The 16415-nt window shown below is 70.7% G+C and carries 16 protein-coding genes; 9 read left to right on the top strand and 7 right to left on the bottom strand.

The genetic code is table 11. The annotated features are described in order from the left end of the window. The first annotated feature begins 82 nt into the window (after positions 1-82). The 3 genes from rplK to WFH25_RS15875 all read left to right on the top strand — a co-directional run bounded on the left by rplK (position 83) and on the right by WFH25_RS15875 (position 1986). Positions 83-514 carry a 50S ribosomal protein L11 gene (gene rplK, locus WFH25_RS15885; protein WP_022906459.1) on the top strand — a complete coding sequence of 144 codons (432 nt, stop codon included), beginning with the start codon at positions 83-85 and terminating at the stop codon, positions 512-514. Between the two features lie 88 nt (positions 515-602). Then, complete coding sequence (gene rplA, locus WFH25_RS15880; RefSeq protein WP_070418374.1) at positions 603-1292, top strand: 50S ribosomal protein L1; 690 nt, start codon at positions 603-605, stop codon at positions 1290-1292. A gap of 85 nt (positions 1293-1377) precedes the next feature. Next, entirely contained in the window at positions 1378-1986 is a 609-nt protein-coding gene (locus WFH25_RS15875; protein WP_156794870.1) for a Pr6Pr family membrane protein, read from the top strand. Here the strand turns inward: WFH25_RS15875 and WFH25_RS15870 are convergent. Then, complete coding sequence (locus WFH25_RS15870) at positions 1983-2702, bottom strand: YqaJ viral recombinase family protein (RefSeq protein ID WP_336698527.1); 720 nt, start codon at positions 2700-2702, stop codon at positions 1983-1985. The genes WFH25_RS15875 and WFH25_RS15870 overlap by 4 nt on opposite strands. Before the next feature lie 123 nt (positions 2703-2825). Beyond that, positions 2826-4037 carry an ROK family transcriptional regulator gene (locus WFH25_RS15865; protein WP_071302604.1) on the bottom strand — a complete coding sequence of 404 codons (1212 nt, stop codon included), beginning with the start codon at positions 4035-4037 and terminating at the stop codon, positions 2826-2828. Positions 4038-4182: 145 nt separating this feature from the next. Between WFH25_RS15865 and WFH25_RS15860 the strand changes: the two genes are divergently transcribed. The 6 genes from WFH25_RS15860 (at position 4183) to WFH25_RS15835 (ending at position 10639) form a co-directional block, all read left to right on the top strand. Beyond that, positions 4183-4929 carry a sugar phosphate isomerase/epimerase family protein gene (locus WFH25_RS15860; RefSeq protein WP_092386363.1) on the top strand — a complete coding sequence of 249 codons (747 nt, stop codon included), beginning with the start codon at positions 4183-4185 and terminating at the stop codon, positions 4927-4929. Beyond that, complete coding sequence (locus WFH25_RS15855) at positions 4926-6083, top strand: Gfo/Idh/MocA family protein (RefSeq protein ID WP_070418379.1); 1158 nt, start codon at positions 4926-4928, stop codon at positions 6081-6083. The genes WFH25_RS15860 and WFH25_RS15855 overlap by 4 nt, the downstream gene beginning before the upstream one ends. A gap of 92 nt (positions 6084-6175) precedes the next feature. Then, positions 6176-7477 carry an ABC transporter substrate-binding protein gene (locus WFH25_RS15850; RefSeq protein ID WP_070418380.1) on the top strand — a complete coding sequence of 434 codons (1302 nt, stop codon included), beginning with the start codon at positions 6176-6178 and terminating at the stop codon, positions 7475-7477. A gap of 216 nt (positions 7478-7693) precedes the next feature. After that, a complete protein-coding gene (locus tag WFH25_RS15845) occupies positions 7694-8689 on the top strand; it encodes a carbohydrate ABC transporter permease (protein WP_092386365.1) in 996 nt (331 codons plus the stop codon). Continuing rightward, positions 8682-9521 carry a carbohydrate ABC transporter permease gene (locus tag WFH25_RS15840; RefSeq protein ID WP_070418381.1) on the top strand — a complete coding sequence of 280 codons (840 nt, stop codon included), beginning with the start codon at positions 8682-8684 and terminating at the stop codon, positions 9519-9521. The genes WFH25_RS15845 and WFH25_RS15840 overlap by 8 nt, the downstream gene beginning before the upstream one ends. A 182-nt stretch (positions 9522-9703) precedes the next feature. Next, complete coding sequence (locus tag WFH25_RS15835) at positions 9704-10639, top strand: biopolymer transporter Tol (protein WP_336698526.1); 936 nt, start codon at positions 9704-9706, stop codon at positions 10637-10639. A 96-nt stretch (positions 10640-10735) separates the two neighbouring features. Here WFH25_RS15835 and WFH25_RS15830 read toward each other — a convergent pair whose 3' ends face one another. From WFH25_RS15830 to WFH25_RS15810, 5 genes are all read right to left on the bottom strand, one after another. Continuing rightward, positions 10736-11467, bottom strand: a complete 732-nt coding sequence (locus WFH25_RS15830; RefSeq protein WP_336698525.1) for an ABC transporter ATP-binding protein — start codon at positions 11465-11467, stop codon at positions 10736-10738. A gap of 83 nt (positions 11468-11550) precedes the next feature. Continuing rightward, positions 11551-13089, bottom strand: a complete 1539-nt coding sequence (locus WFH25_RS15825; RefSeq protein ID WP_336698523.1) for an ABC transporter permease — start codon at positions 13087-13089, stop codon at positions 11551-11553. An 87-nt stretch (positions 13090-13176) separates the two neighbouring features. After that, positions 13177-13905, bottom strand: a complete 729-nt coding sequence (locus tag WFH25_RS15820) for a glycosyltransferase (protein WP_336698522.1) — start codon at positions 13903-13905, stop codon at positions 13177-13179. Then, complete coding sequence (locus WFH25_RS15815) at positions 13902-15260, bottom strand: PIG-L family deacetylase (protein ID WP_336698521.1); 1359 nt, start codon at positions 15258-15260, stop codon at positions 13902-13904. The genes WFH25_RS15820 and WFH25_RS15815 overlap by 4 nt, the downstream gene beginning before the upstream one ends. Further along, positions 15257-16333: an acyl-CoA dehydrogenase gene (locus tag WFH25_RS15810; protein WP_336698520.1), complete on the bottom strand. Its 1077-nt coding sequence runs from the start codon at positions 16331-16333 to the stop codon at positions 15257-15259. The genes WFH25_RS15815 and WFH25_RS15810 overlap by 4 nt, the downstream gene beginning before the upstream one ends. Positions 16334-16415: the final 82 nt, after the last annotated feature.

The following is a 16415-nucleotide window of genomic DNA, read 5'->3' as shown; positions in this document are numbered from 1 at the left end:
GCTTCACCGCGGTCCGGAACGGCCGGGCCAGCGGGAGAGTGCACGGATCCCCGTGCGTTCGATTCCAGGAGGAAGACAAGTCATGGCACCGAAGAAGAAGGTCACGGGCCTGATCAAGCTGCAGATCAACGCGGGCGCCGCCAACCCGGCCCCGCCGATCGGTCCGGCGCTCGGTCAGCACGGCGTCAACATCATGGAGTTCTGCAAGGCGTACAACGCGGCGACCGAGTCGCAGCGTGGCAACGTCGTGCCGGTCGAGATCACCGTCTACGAGGACCGTTCGTTCACGTTCGTCCTCAAGACCCCGCCGGCGGCAGAGCTGATCAAGAAGGCCGCGGGTGTGCAGAAGGGTTCCGCCACCCCGCACACGGTCAAGGTCGCGAAGATCTCGATGGACCAGGTCCGTCAGATCGCCGAGACCAAGCAGGCCGACTTGAACGCCAACGACATCGAGCAGGCCGCGAAGATCATCGCCGGCACCGCTCGCTCGATGGGCATCACGGTCGAGGCGTAAGCCCCACCTGCTCAGGCACACAACCGAACACCCTTCCGTGGGAGAGCCGCGCCGGCTCGTCAACCACGTAGCTCCCAAGGAGAACACCATGGCGAAGAAGTCCAAGGCCTACCAGGCCGCGGCCGCGAAGATCGAGGCCGACAAGTTCTACACCCCCACCGAGGCAGTCGCCCTCGCGAAGGAGACCGGTTCCACCAAGACCGACTCCACCGTCGAGGTCGCCCTGAAGCTCGGCGTCGACCCGCGCAAGGCGGACCAGATGGTCCGCGGCACGGTCATCCTGCCGCACGGCACGGGCAAGACCGCCCGCGTCATCGTCTTCGCGGTCGGCGCAGCGGCCGAGGCCGCCATCGCCGCCGGCGCCGACGAGGTCGGTGGCGACGAGCTCATCGCGAAGGTCGCCGAGGGCTACACCGCCTTCGACTCCGCCGTCGCGACGCCGGAGCTCATGGGCAAGGTCGGTCGTCTCGGTAAGGTGCTCGGCCCGCGTGGCCTCATGCCGAACCCGAAGACCGGCACCGTGACCCCGAACGTGGCGCAGGCCGTCAACGACATCAAGGGCGGCAAGATCGAGTTCCGCGTCGACAAGCACGCCAACGTGCACTTCGTCGTCGGCAAGGCCTCGTTCACGCCGGAGCAGCTCGACGAGAACATCTCGACCGCGCTCGAGGAGATCAACCGCCTCAAGCCGAGCGCCTCGAAGGGCCGCTACATCATGAAGGGCGCCGTCTCGACGACCTTCGGCCCGGGCATCCCGCTCGACGTCAACAGCATCTGAGTCATCTGACCCAGTGAAGGACCCGCACCGCTCCCGGTGCGGGTCCTTTCGCGTACCCGGCGCGGTGTGCCGGTAGCGTGGCCTGGTGCGCACCCTCGTGAACTCGCTCCGGCTGCTCGCGGTCATCGCTGTCGTGGCCGCCATCGTCGGGCAGTGGCTGGTCAGCTCGAAGCTCCCGAGCTACAACCCGTGGAACTTCTTTGGCTACTTCACGATCCAGTCGAACATCATCATCGCGTTGGCATTCGCCGTGACCCTCGTCGCGGCGGCCCGCCGGAAGCGCGGGGACCTGCGCGTGAGTCTGTTCCGCGGCGCGGCGACGGTGTACATCGCGACGACCGGGATCGTCTACAACACCCTGCTCACCGGGGTCGACGTGTCGGCGAACGTGCAGTGGTCGAACGACATCCTGCACAAGGTCCTCCCCGCGTACGCGGTGCTGGACTGGCTGCTGTTCTCCGACCGGTCGAAGCTCCTGCTCCGCCACGTGTGGTGGTTCCTGATCTACCCGGCCGTCTGGACGATCGTGGTGCTGGTCCGCGGCGCGACGGACGGATGGGTGCCGTACCCGTTCCTGAACCCCGACCTGGGCTACGGCGTCGTGGCGCTGTACTGCCTCGGGGTGGCGGTGTCGATCGTCCTGCTCGGCGTGCTCGTCATCGGGATGAGTCGCCTGCGGATCGTGAAGGTCTAGCTCCGGAAGTCGCGCAGCCGGTCGAGCACGAGGTCGGCGAGCTGGATCAGCCCGCGGATCTGGTCGTCGTCGCGGTCGACCCACCGGCACTCGGGCTCGTCGGCGACCGGCACGAAGCCGTCGTGGCGTTCCCAGACGAACAGGGTGCGGTCGGCACCGAGCACGTACTGCTGCCACCAGATCTGGCGGAGGTAGTGCCGGGGGATGCTCCGCCAGCCCTTGCCGGTGGTCTTGATCTCGGCGAGGACGACCCGTGACGAACCGTCGACGCCGACGCCGTCCGGGGTCGCGAGGTGGGCGCGGTTGGTGGCGGCGTGGAACAGGTGCGCGGACGGCTGGATGCCGTGCGTCGCGGCGACCCAGGCGGCGATGACCGGTTCGCGTTCCTTGCCGTGCTCCGTGTACGAGTTGCCGGAGAACCGCGAGCCGTACCGCTTGTCGGTGACGACCGCGTCGACGGCGCGCAGGGAGGCGAGCCGGGCGACGTCGGTGGCGGTGATGCCCATGGCGCGGGCGCGGAGCCACGCGACGCGGTCGGACGAGTGCGCGACGATGCGCTCGGTGTGCCCCCGGAGCGCGGTGAACGCGTCGTGAACGACGGGGCCCGATGCCGTGGAGCCGGCCACGGATGCGACCGACGCCGGCGTGCCGGGGGCGGGTTGCGCCTCCAGGCCGGGGTCCAGGTCGCCCCACAGGGTGGGCTGCACGATCGTCACCCGTCGATTCTCTCCCCACGCACCGACGAGACGAAACCGACGCACCGGCGGACGCACGGACGCGACGAACCGGCGGACGCACGGACGCGACGCACCGGCGGACCCACGGACGCGACGCACCGGTCAGGAGACCAGCTGGCGCCCCTCGGCGAACGTCACCAGCTCGTCGACCCCCGCGGGGGAGAGCGCGTACCCGATGGCGAGCGCCGCCGCCCCCTGGAGCGCCGCGAGCGACCCGGCCCGCGACTGCGCGATCACCAGGTGCTCCGTGGCGAGGGGCATGGAGCGGGAGTAGACGACCTCGCGGACCCCGGCGAGGAGGTGCTCCCCGGCCTGCGTGATCGATCCGCCGAGCGCGATGACCGACGGGTTCATGAGCGAGACGCAGGTGGCGAGGACCTCGCCGATGTCACGTCCGGCCTGGCGCACCGCCTGAATGGCGTCGAGGTCCGAGCGGTTGACGAGTTCGAGGACGTCCGCGCTGGAGTGCACGTCGTGCCCCTTCGCGCGGAGTCGTCGGGCGATGGCCGGACCGGAGGCGACGGCCTCGAGGCACCCGGTGTTCCCGCAGTGGCACGGCACGTCGCCGGCGCTCGAGACCCGGACGTGACCGATGTCACCCGCGGTGCCCTGCGCGCCGCGCTGGAGCTCGCCGTCCGAGACGATCCCGGAGCCGATGCCGGTGGCGACCTTGACGAAGAGCAGGTGGTCGACGCCCGGCCAGCCGTGCTCGCGCTCCCCGAGGGCCGCGATGTTCACGTCGTTGTCGAGCAGGACGTGGGCGGCGATGTGCGCGCGCAGCCATCCCGGCACGTCGAAGCCGTCCCAGCCCGGCATGATCGGCGGGTTCGCGGGGCGTCCGGTGGAGAACTCGACCGGCCCCGGGACGCCGATGCCGATCGCGATGACGTCGTCCCGGGCGCGGCCGACCTCGTCGAGGAGCGCGTCGATCGTCTCGACGAGCCACGTCAGGGTGGGGACCGGGCCGGCAGCGATGTCGATGCGTGCCTCGCGGGTGGCGAGCGGCTCGGCGACGAGGTCGGTGACGGCGACGCGGCCGTGCGAGGCCCCGAGGTCGGCGGCGATGACCAGGCGTGCGCGGGGCATGAGCGCCACCTGCGCAGGCGGGCGTCCGCCCGTGGACGCCGCGGTGTCCACGGGTCCGACGAGCCCGACCTCGATGAGGGCATCGAGGCGCACGCCGATCGTGGAGCGCGCGAGTCCCGTCAGGCTGGCGAGCTCGGCCCGGGTCCGCGGCACGCCGTCGCGGAGGATCTGGAAGAGCTCGCTCGTCCCGACCGGAGGCGACGCTGCCGTCCGGTTCAAGTCGACCATGTGGGGGAGTGAAGCACACATCGAACGCGCCACGCAACGAAGTTCGTCGAAGAACCACGAACTTCTGCTTGACCGCCGACAAAAGTGGTCATAGTGTGACGCTCGGTCGACGTCGACCACACCATCTCGACGAGGAGAACCCCTGGTGACCCAACCGCTCTCGGTCCAGCTCTACACAGTCCGCGACGCCCTCGCTGCCGATCTGCCCGGCACGCTGCAGCGCATCGCCGACATCGGCTACACGAACGTCGAGGCCTTCGGATTCGTCGACCGCGCCGAGGCGCTGCGCGACGCCCTCGCCGCGGCCGGACTGCAGAGCCCGAGCGGCCACGCCCGGCTCCTCGACGCCGGCGAGCAGGACCTCGAGCAGATCTTCCACGCGAGCGTCACCGTCGGCCTCACGACCCTGATCGACCCGCACATCGACGAGGCCCGCTGGACCACCCGCGAGGACGTCGAGGCCATCGCCCGCGAGCTGAGCGCCCTCGCTCCCCGTGCCGCGGACCACGGTCTCACTCTCGGCTACCACAACCACGCGTTCGAGTTCTCGAACCGCATCGACGGCGTCTCCGCCTACGAGGTCTTCGCCGACGCGCTCTCCGACGACGTCGTGCTCGAACTCGACACCTACTGGGTGAAGGTCGGCGGCGACGACCCGGTGGCGATCATCGGCAAGTACGGCGACAAGGTCCAGTTCCTGCACGTCAAGGACGGCGACGGTTCGCACGACGACAAGAAGCAGGTCGCCGTGGGCAACGGTGTCATGCCGATCCGCGAGATCATCGCCGCGGCGCCGGACGCGCTGCACGTCGTCGAGCTCGACGACCACGAGGGCGACGTCTTCCAGGCCGTCACCGACTCCTACACGTTCCTCGAGGGGGCCCGCGCATGACCGACACCACCACCGCGACCGACACGCAGGTCGACGCCACCGAGACCACCCGCACCGGCCCGGTCGGCGTCGGCGTCATCGGCGCCGGGGTCATCTCGGACCAGTACCTCTCGAACCTCACGGTCTTCCCCGACGTGACGGTGCACTTCATCGCCGACATCGACCTGCCCCGCGCGGCGGCCCAGGCGGAGAAGTGGGGCGTCGCCGGATCCGGCACGGTGGAGGAGCTCCTCGCGAACGACGACATCGAGATCGTCGTCAACCTGACGATCCCGGCCGCCCACGTCGAGGTCGCCCTGCAGGCCCTCGCCGCCGGCAAGCACGTCTGGGGCGAGAAGCCCTACGCCCTCGACCGTGCGAGCGCCGCCGAGCTGCGCGACGCCGCCCGTGCCGCCGGCAAGACCGTCAGCGTCGCCCCGGACACGTTCCTCGGTGCCGGGCTCCAGACCGCGCTGCGCACCATCCGCGACGGTCGCATCGGCACCCCGCTCAACGGCCTGACGCTCTTCCAGAGCCCCGGCCCGGAGTCGTGGCACCCGAGCCCCGAGTTCCTCTTCGCGTACGGCGCCGGCCCGCTGTTCGACATCGGCCCGTACTACATCACGACCCTCGTGCAGGCGTTCGGCCCCGTGAAGAAGGTCACCGCGACCGCGTCGAAGTCCCGCGCGACCCGCACCATCGGCTCCGGCCCGAAGGCGGGCACCGAGTTCCCGGTCGAGGTCCCGACGAACCACTCGGCCCTCATCGAGTTCGAGAACGGCGGCAGCGCGCAGAGCGTCTTCTCGTTCGAGTCCGACCGCGGCCGCACCGGCTTCGTCGAGATCGCGGGCGAGACCGGCACGGTCGTGTTCCCCGACCCGAACAACTTCGACGGCGACACCGAGCTGTACGCACTCGGTTCCGAGGAACCCGAGACGATCCCCGCCGTGGGGTCCACCTACTCGCGCGGCACCGGCGTGGTCGACCTGGCCCGCTCGCTCCGTGCAGGAGAGGAGAACCGGGTCCCCGGTGCCCTCGCCTTCCACGTCCTCGACGTGATGGTCTCCATCGCCGAGGCAGCCGAACGTGGTGAGGCGGTGCTCGTGGAGAGCACCGTCGCACCCTCCCCGACCCTCCCCGAGGGCTGGGACCCCGCGGCGTCGACCCTGGCCTGACCGGCCAGAGCGGCACCGCACACACAGCAGCACCCGACAGCACGACCAGTACCACCCCCTGCACCATCTCAACGACGAGAAAGTAGAGAGTCATGCGCACTGCCATCCGCGCACTGGCCATCACCGCGGCCGCGGCACTCACCGTGACCGGCCTCGCAGCCTGCTCCTCCGGAGGCTCCGGTTCGTCCGGCGACTCCAAGACGCTCACCTACTGGGCGTCCAACCAGGGCACGTCGCTCCAGAACGACAAGGAGGTGCTGACCCCCGTCCTCAAGAAGTTCACCAAGGAGACCGGGATCAAGGTCGACCTCCAGGTCATCGGCTGGAACGACCTGCAGAACAAGATCCAGACCGCCGTCACCTCGGGCCAGGGCCCGGACGTCGTCAACATCGGCAACACCTGGGCGACCTCGCTCCAGGCCACCGGCGCCTTCCAGGAGTTCGGTGACTCGGAGATGAAGGCGATCGGCGGGTCCGACAAGTTCGGCAAGGTCGCGCTCTCGACCGGTGGCGCGCCCGGCAAGACCGTCACGAGCGTCCCGCTCTACGGCCTCGCCTACGGCCTGTACTACAACAAGAAGATGTTCTCGGACGCCGGCATCGAAGCGCCGACCACGTGGGAGGACCTCACCGCCGACGCGAAGAAGCTCACCTCGGGTGACAAGTACGGCTTCACCATCGCCGGTGGCTCGTACACCGAGAACTCGCACTTCGCGTTCATCACCTCCGCCCAGAACGGCGGCGAGTGGTTCGACAAGGACGGCAAGCCGACCTTCACGCAGAAGGCGAACGTCGACGGCATCAAGCGCTACCTCGACCTGATGCAGTCCGACAAGGTCGTCAACCCGTCGAACGCGCAGTACGACAACGGCACCCAGGCCGTCTCGGACTTCGCGAACGGCAAGGCCGCGATGATGCTCACGCAGAACAACGCGAACGCGACCATCACGTCGCAGGGCATGAAGACGGACGAGTTCGGCGTCGTGCCGTTCCCGACCACCGCTGACGGTCAGGACATCGCGTCCTTCCCGGCCGGCATCAACCTGTCGATCTTCAAGAACACGAAGAACAAGGACGGCGCGCTCAAGTTCGTCAAGTACATGACGAGCGCGGACACGCAGACGACGCTCGACAAGCCGTACTCGGCGCTGCCGGTGCTCGCCGCGGCTGCTGACTCGGTCACCGACGAGCAGACGAAGACGTTCCTCGACATCTACAACAACAAGGCGAAGCCGCTCCCGCTGGTGCCCGCCGAGGACCAGTTCGAGTCCACGGTCGGCAAGGCGATGAACGACATGTTCGCCAAGATCGCGACCGGTTCCACCGTCTCGGACAGCGACATCAAGTCGGCGCTCCAGACCGCCCAGGACCAGGTGTCCCAGGCCGCTGGTTGATCCGCCCAGGAGGCCCGGGGGGCGTCCCCCAGGACGCGCCCCGGGCCTCCACCCCTCAGGTCCACGGCCGCGCCCACGTCGAGCCCGCGACCTGCGGTTCCGCACCCGGCCACACGCCGGGGGTGAGCCGATCGGCTCACGCATGCCGCGCCTCCCGACCGCTGCCACGGTCCGCGCGAAGCACCCGATCCCCCTCCTGCCGAAAGGCCCCCGCTCATGTCCACCTCGGTCCTGCCCGACTCCGAGCGCATCGACCTGACCCACACGAAGGGCCCGACCACGTCGGGCCGTCCGCCCGGTCGGAAGCGCAAGGGACACTGGCTGCCCTACGCGCTCGTCGCGCCCGCCATCCTCTTCGAGCTGCTGATCCACATCGTGCCGATGCTCACCGGCATCTGGATCTCGTTCATCCAGCTCACCAAGTACTTCATCGCCAACTGGGGTGCTGCACCGTTCGCGGGGCTGCGCAACTACTCGGTCGTCATCGACTTCGACCAGGCGATCGGCAAGGGCGTCCTGAACTCGTTCCTCATCACGTGCGGCTTCACGGTCCTCGTGGTCGGGCTCTCGTGGACCTTCGGCATGGCCGCCGCGGTCGCGCTGCAGAAGCCGTTCAAGGGTCGCGGGCTCTTCCGCACGCTCTTCCTCGTGCCGTACGCGCTGCCGATGTACGCCGGCATCATCACCTGGAAGTTCATGTTCCAGCGTGACTCGGGTGCGATCAACCACATCCTCGTGGACCAGCTGCACCTGTTCAACGGCACCGGGCCGTTCTGGTTGATCGGCTCGAACGCCTTCGTGTCGGTCGTCGTCGTGGCGATCTGGAAGACCTGGCCGTTCGCGTTCCTCATGCTCATGGCCGGCCTGCAGTCCGTGCCGAACGACGTGTACGAGGCCGCCTCGGTCGACGGCGCGAAGCCCTTCCGGCAGTGGCGCTCGATCACGCTGCCGATGGTGCGCCCGGTCAACGTGACGCTCGTGCTCGTGATGTTCCTCTGGACGTTCAACGACTTCAACACACCGTTCGTGCTGTTCGGTTCGACCGCCCAGCCCCCGGCGGCGGACCTGCTGAGCTTCCACATCTACAACGCGTCCTTCATCACCTGGAACTTCGGCTCCGGTGCCGCGATGAGCGTCCTGCTCCTCATCTTCCTGCTCATCGTCACCGGCATCTACCTCGCCGTGACCAACCGGAGGTCCGTCCGTGCGTGAGACATTCGGCGCCAAGTCCTTCAAGGTCGTGACCCTGGTCGTCCTGACCCTGTTCACGGTCGTCCCGCTCTACGTGATGATCACCACGGCCATCAAGCCGCTCGGTGACGTGCAGAACGACTTCACGTGGATCCCGACGAACATCACCATCCAGCCGTTCATCGACATGTGGTCGACGGTCCCGCTCGGCAAGTACTTCATCAACTCGCTCGTGGTCTGCACGGTCGCGACGGTGTTCTCGCTGATCATCGCGACCTTCGCCGCCTACGGTGTCTCGCGCTGGAACTTCAAGGGCAAGAGCACCTTCACCACCGCGGTGCTCTCCACCCAGATGTTCCCCGGCGTGCTGTTCCTGCTCCCGCTGTTCCTCATCTTCACGAACCTCGGGAACGCGCTCGGCATCCAGCTGGTCGGCAGCTGGACCGGCCTGATCATCACCTACCTGACGTTCACGCTCCCGTTCTCGATCTGGATGCTCGCGGGCTACTTCGAGACCATCCCGCGTGAACTCGACGAGGCCGCGATGGTCGACGGCTCCGGCCCGATGGGTGCCCTGTTCCGGGTCATCCTGCCCTCGGCGCGTCCGGGTCTGGTCGCGGTCGGCATCTACTCGTTCATGACGGCATGGGGCGAGGTGCTCTTCGCCTCGGTCATGACGAACGGCGACGGGCAGACGCTGGCCGTCGGTCTGCAGCAGTACTCCACGCAGACGAACGTGTACTGGAACCAGATCATGGCGGCGTCCCTCGTCGTCTCGATCCCGGTCGTGATCGCGTTCCTCATCGTGCAGCGGCAGTTCGTGGCCGGCCTGACGGCCGGTGCGGTGAAGTAGGCGGGACCGCCTGACGGGAGGCGGGGGGGGGGGGCGCCCCCCCCCCCCCCTCCCGTGCGTGAGTGCGCTGGTGTGCGCGCCGATACCGAGACTCGGCCGGGCGGACGCTTTCGCGTCCGCGAGGCCACGAAGGTGTCCGCCGGGGCGAGACTCGGCGGACGGAATCCGGACAGGATGGGACCATGAGCGAGCCACGCGGGCGGCAACTGCTGCCGGGACAGACCAGCCGGGTGCACGTGTACGACGTCGAGAGCCGGACGAGCAGGCTCGTGTTCGAGTCGAGCTCGGTGCTCGTCGAGGCGCCGAACGTGCTGCCCGACGGCACCCTCGTGCTGAACGGGAACGGCGACCTCTGGCTGCTGCGGCCCCCTGCCGACGGCGACGCCGTGCTCGACGAGACCGCCCTCGTGCGCGTCCCGATGCCCGGCGTCCCCGAGATCAACAACGACCACGTGCTCGACCCCTCGGGCAACTCCGTCGTGGTGAGCGCCCGCGACGGGGACCTGTACCGGGTGCCGGTGCCGGCCGGGGGAGCGGCGGCGACCCTCACCGACGTCACCACCGCGCTGCCGGTCGTCCGGAAGTTCTACCTGCACGGCATCGCGCCCGACGGCGAGACCCTCGCGGCGATCGTCGGGGAGCGCACCGAGGAGGGCGTCTGGACCACCGACGTCGCCCTCGTCGACCCGGCCACCGGGGACCCGACGTTCCTGACCCGCGACGAGCACCCCGACGACGGCGTCGCGTTCGCGGGCGAGATGCTCGTGTGGAACTCGGAGCGGTTCACGCCGGGCACTGCGCAGCTCGTCGCCCTCTGGCCCGGGGCGACCGACCCGGTCCGGATCACGAACGACGACCGGGTGAACTGGTTCCCGCACGTCTCGCCGGACGGTGCCCACCTGCTCTACCTGTCGTACGAGCCCGGCGTGCAGGGCCACCCCGCTGACCACCGCGTGGAGCTCCGGCTCCTGCCCGGCTCGCTCGTGCGCGGCGCCCGGATCGCCGTCCAGCCGGAGACCCTCGTCACGCTCGAGGGCGGGCAGGGGACCGTGAACGTGCCGCCGTGGTCGCCGGACTCGCGCTGGTTCGCGTACTGCGACTACCCGGTGGGCGGCTGAGGGGCGCGAGACTCGCCGCCGCGGACACTTTCGTGGGTCGAGTGCCACGAAAGTGTCCGCGTGGCCGAGACTCGGCACGGGCGGCCGCCGGCCCGCCTACACCTCGCGCACCTGGCCCTGCTTGATGTGCAGGCGGCGCTCGGCCCGCTTCGCCACCCACGAGTCGTGCGTGACGATGACCACGGTGAGCCCGCGCTCCTTCCACTGCTTCTCGATGAGCCCCATGATCTCGTCACGGGTCGCCTCGTCGAGCGCACCGGTCGGCTCGTCCGCCAGCAGCACGCTCGGGTTCTTGACCAGCGCCCGCGCGATGGCCACGCGCTGCTGCTGCCCGCCGGACAGCTCCGCGGGCAGGTGGTCGAGCCGTTCGCCGAGGCCGACCTCCCGGAGCGCCGCGGTCGCCCGGTCGCGGATCTCCGACCGCGACCGGTTCGCGAGGGACCCGGCGAACGCGGTCTCGACGTTCTCCAGCGCCGTCAACGTCGGGATGAGGTTGAAGCTCTGGAAGACGAACCCGATCTCGGTCGCCCGCAGGTTCGTCAGCGCCCCGTCCCCGAGCTTCGCCACGTCCTGGTCACCGAGGAGCACGCTGCCGGCACTCGGACGGTCGAGCGCACCGAGCATCTGCAGCAGGGTCGACTTACCGCCGCCGGTCGGCCCCTGGATCGCGACGAACTGCCCCTGCGGGATGGTCAGGTCGACGTTCGTCAGCGCGGTGACGGTCCGGTTCTTCTGCTTGTACGTCTTGCTCACGTTCTTCAGGGCGTAGATCGGCCTGGAGGCGCGGCTCGCCTCCGCAGCGGAGGGCGCGGTGTCGATGCTGGTCACGGGGGCTCCTGTCGGTTCCGGTGTCGATGCGGTGCTGTCGGGGCCGGCGACGACGGGGGTCGCGCCGGTGGTCGGCCCGGGCATCAGGCCACGCTCCGCAGGGCCTCGGCCGGACGGAGCCGGCTCGCCCGCCAGCCGCCGAGTGCGCCGGCGATGAGGCCGCCGAGCACGGCGAGGCCGATCGCGAGCAGGATCACCTCGACGGTGACGGGGGCGTGCAGGACGACGTCGGTCGTCGAGGCCGTGCTCGCACCGCCGCCGCCGAACCCACCGGCGGGGGCACCACCGGTCGTGCCGCTGCCGGCCGCCGCCGTCGCCGCGCCGCCGGGCATCCCACCGCCGCCCATGCCGCCGCGGTTCGTCGTGGACGAGGCGCTCGCCGAGATCGTCGGGGAGATGACGTTCACGACGAGGATGCCGATGAGACCAGCGGCCGCACCGATCACGCCGCCGATGATGCCCTGCACGAGGGACTCGCCGGCGACCTGGCGCGTGATGCGGCCGTTCGACCAGCCGATCGCCTTGAGGGTGCCGAACTCCCGCGTGCGTCGGGTGACGCCGGAGATCGTGAAGAGGATGGCGATGAGGAACGCCGCCGCGAGGACGACGATCGACAGCCAGGTGCCGAGGTTCGAGACGAGGCTCGAGGCGGTGCTCAGCGAGCCGGAGACGCTCGACGCGAGGTCGGCCTCGGTCGACACGGTGGCGCTGGTCAGCTGCTTCTGCAGCGCGGACTTGATCGTGCCGACGTCCGACGAGGACGAGGCCGAGACGTAGATCGAGGTGACCTTGCCGTCGAGGTCCGCCAGTGCCTGCGCGGTGTCCAGCGGGATGTACGTGTTCGAACCGGTGGTCGACGACGAACCGGTGGACGACACGATGCCGATGACCGAGAAGTCCTTCCCGCCGATGGACACGGTGTCGCCGACGGCCTTCGACTCGCTCTTCGCGTAGGCGGCGTCGAGCACGACGACGTCCTTGCCCGCGTCCGCCGATGTGAACGCGCGACCCTTCGTGAGCTCGGTGCTCGTCAGTGGCCCGACGGTGTCACCGGACACCGGGATGCCCGTGACGGTGAACGAGTCGACGCTGAACGACCCGCCGCCGAAGCCGCCGCCGCCCTCGCCGCCGCTCGGCGGACCCTGCTGGGTCCCGGTGCCGCTGCTGTCGCTCGAGCTGCTGCTGCTGTCGGACTGCTGCTGCACCTGGCCCGAGAACGTGCTGTTCTCGAGGGTCAGGACACCGGTCGCGGCCTTCACTCCGCTCGTGCTCGTGACGGTCTGCACGTCCGACGCGCTGAGCGTGCTGGACCCGCGGGAGACGGCGAGCCGGGACTGCGAGAGGTCGGTCGACCCACTGCCGCTGCCGGAGCTGCCCTGGCTGCCGAAGTCGAAGCTCGGACGCCCGGTGGCGGAGCCGGTCGGGGTCTCGGTCTTCGTCACGGTGATGTCGGTACCGACGCCGTAGACGGACTGCAGCACGCTCGCCTGCGCGGCCTTCACGCCGCCCGCGATCGAGGACACGATGACCACGAGGGCGATGGCGAGCGCCATGCCGATCGCGATGATGACGGTCTGCTTCTTGCGGTTCGTGAGTTCGCGCCTGAGGTAGTTCAGGAACATGGTTCTCCTCGGTGTTGGGGTCGAGGAGACCGTAGGGAGGCAGTCGATGAGCGGCGCTGCGGGATCCCAAGAACTTCCGATGAAGCCTCAGCTGGCGTCGCCGTACGTCCGGCGGAGGTGCTCGGCGTAGCCGCCCGGTGTCCGACCGTCGAACCGGCCGCTCGTCACCACGGGGAGGTCCGTCGTCGCACGCACGTCGAACCCGAGGGCTCGTGCCCGCTCGACGAGCCGGACGTCCTCGTGCTCGGGCACCGGGTCGAAGCCGCCGATCGCCAGGCACACGTCCCCCCGCAGCCCGAGGTTCGCACCGTGCACGTGGCCGAGCGTCGACCCCGGCGGGTGCGCGTGCGTCCACCGGGCGAGGACCACGGGGTCGAGGTCGTCCGGGTCCGGGACCACCGCCCCCACCAGGACGTGCGCGCCGTCGGCGTGGGCCTCGACCTGCTGCACGAGCCAGCCCGGGTCGACGCGGGAGTCGGCGTCCGTGTGGCCCGTCCACCGCGCGGACGGCTCCGGTCCCGTCGCGAGGGCACGTGTGGTCCCGACGGCCCGTGCTCGTCCGACGCCGAGGTGCGCGGTCTCGACGACCTCGAGGGGGACCTCGGTCCAGAGCGGGTCCGCGGCCGCTGCCGACCGGAGGACGAACGCCGTCCGGTCCGTGCACCCGTCCAGGACGACCACGACCGACACCTCGACGGTGGGGTGCGCTCGCCGCAGGACCCGGACCGCGTCGGCGAGGGCCTCGACGCAGCCGCCGATGCCGTCCTCCTCGTCGTGCGCCGGCACGACGACGTCGACGCGTGCGGGGAGCGTCACGGGGTCAGCCCTTCCGTCGTCGCGACGGAGACCACCGACGGACCGGGGAAGACGCTCAGGACGAAGTCCTCCTCGACGTGCCGGACGAGCGCGGGCCGCGGCCACCGCACGGCGATCCGGGCGTCCACGGCGTCACCCGAGGTCACGGCGTCGTCGTCGGGGTGCCGCCAGTGACAGACGACGAGGACACCGTCGTCGTCGAGGGAACCGAGCACCCGGTCGATCGTGGCGTCGAGGTCCGCCGGCGACAGGTAGTACCCGACCTCGGACACCACGACGAGGTCCCATCGACCGTCCGGCCACTCCGACGGCAGCTCGGCCTGGACGAACCGGGCGGCCGGTGCACGCAGCCGGGCACGTTCCAGTGGTGCCGCGGCGATGTCGGTCCCGAGCACGGCGTCGGCGCGCTCGGTCAACGCGGCCGTCAGCACCCCCGTCGCGCAGCCGAGCTCGAGCGCGGACCGGTACCGCTCGCGGGGGAGCGCCGCCAGGGTCACGGCACGCTTCCGCCGTTCGTACCAGGAGCCCTCGAAGTCCCAGCCCTCCGGCTTCCGCTCGTAGTGGGCGTCGAAGGACTCCCGGGAGCGGGAGGACTGCACCGCGGACACGGCGAAGAACCACTCGGTCGGCCGTAGGTGGTGCGCGGCGTGCCGGGCGTCGACGATCGCCTCGTCGCCCGGGGCCGGTGAGAGCGGCCGGGTCTGCGAGGGGTAGGCGTCGAGTGCGGCGCGCTTCCGGTCCACGACCGCCGACGACAGCGCCAGCGACCGGGCCCGGTCCCAGGGCGCCGCGGGGTCGGACGGGTCGTCCCAGTGCCACGCCCAGATCGGGTACTCGAGCAGCTCCGCTCCCGGAGTCCCAGCGACGACGTCCGCGGCGACCTCGCCCGCGACGCGGTGGTCCCGGTGCCCGTCCCCACGCCACGGCGCGACGACGAGCACGGGACCGTCGACCGGCCCGACCCGCTCGGTGAGCGCCGCCCGGAGCACGTCCGGGTGCTCACGGAGCCCACCGTCCGGGACGTCCAGGACCGTCGCGCTCGCCGCGGGGGCGAGTGCCGCCAGCGCCGCCCGGAACTCGGCGTCCCGGATCACCCGGAGTCGCTCGGGGGAGGTGCTCGGCGAGTCCGGGTGCGAGCCCTCGCCGCGGGTCACGAGCAGCACGTGCACGGGGACACCGGCGTCCGCGGCGGACGCGATCAGCCCGCCGGCGCCGAGGGTCTCGTCGTCGGGGTGCGGCGCGACGACCACGACCGCGGCGACCCCGTCGAGCCGCACCGGCAGCGAGGGCACCGACCGCAGGAAGGGCGTCCAGTCGGCGGGGTCGGTGCCCGGCTCGCGGTGGTCGAAGCTCACCACGCGACACCGCCGCGCTCGACGACGATGCGGCCGGTGCGGGCGAGGTCCCGATCGCCGTGGTCCTGCAGCACGTAGAGCTCGAGGTCGGCGACGCGCGCGGCGACCGCCGGGTCCGAGGTCAGGGGAGCGGGGCCGATCGTCCGCACGACCCGCTCCCGGACGGCGTCGACGGCCCGGCGGACCCGGGAGCGCACGACCTGCGCGAGCAGCGACCAGTCGTCGTCGGAGATCGGGGCGGCCGTGGCGCCGGAGTCGGTGCCCGCGCCGTCGATCCGGGCCGCGGCGTCGGCGAGGGCGTCCTCGGCGTCGGCGAGGTCGGCGACCGTCGCGCCGAGGGCGGCCTGCAGCAGCTCGGACTCGGGCCGGGACACCACCAGGGAGCGGAGCACCCGGGCGAGTCCGACCGCGCCACCCCACCAGCACGCCGCGACACCGATCCCGCCCCAGGCGAACCCCGGACGCGTGAGGTACCAGCCGGGAGCGCCGACGGGCGTCGCGTGCACCCCGGCGAAGTCGACCGGGCCGCTCGGCACGTCCGGCATGCCACGGGCGACCCAGGCCTCGTCGTGCACCGTGACACCGTCCTGCCGGAGGTCCACCGCGAACAGCTGCCGGTCGTCCCCGACGTGGGCGGTGACGAGCGCGTTCGAGAGGCTCGACGCGAGGGAACACCACGGCTTCGTGCCGTCGAGCGCGAACGAGCCGCCCGACCCGCCCGACGTCGCCGTGAGCCGCAGCCCCGGGCCCTCGGCGGCGAACACGCCCCACGTCGACCCCTCCGGAGCGTCCACCCCGGCCTGCGCGAGGATGCCGAGTGCGTCGAGGTGCGGCTCGACCGTGCGTGCGAGCGCGACGTCCGCGGCCGCCACGGCAGCGAGCGCGGCGAAGGACCCGCCGGCCGTCCCCGCGGACAGCAGCGGGGCCGTGGAGGCGACCGACCGCGCGAGCGCGAGCCGGTCCGCCGGGGTCGCGCCGCGCCTCCCGGGACCGCCTGCGATCCGGGCGGACTCCTCGATGCGCGCGGTGTCGACGGATCGGGCGGAGGCCGGCCAGGCCGAGGATCGGAGCATGGCGCTCACGGTACGGAGCGGACGCCGAGTGCCTGCTCGGGAATCCACAGAGCGCCGAGGGGCGCTCCACAGACCGCTCATA

It is taken from the genome of Curtobacterium sp. USHLN213 (assembly GCF_037144815.1).
Lineage (GTDB): Bacteria > Actinomycetota > Actinomycetes > Actinomycetales > Microbacteriaceae > Curtobacterium.
The sequence above is the reverse complement of the archived record's forward strand: the minus strand, read 5'-3'. Positions and strand labels throughout refer to the sequence as shown.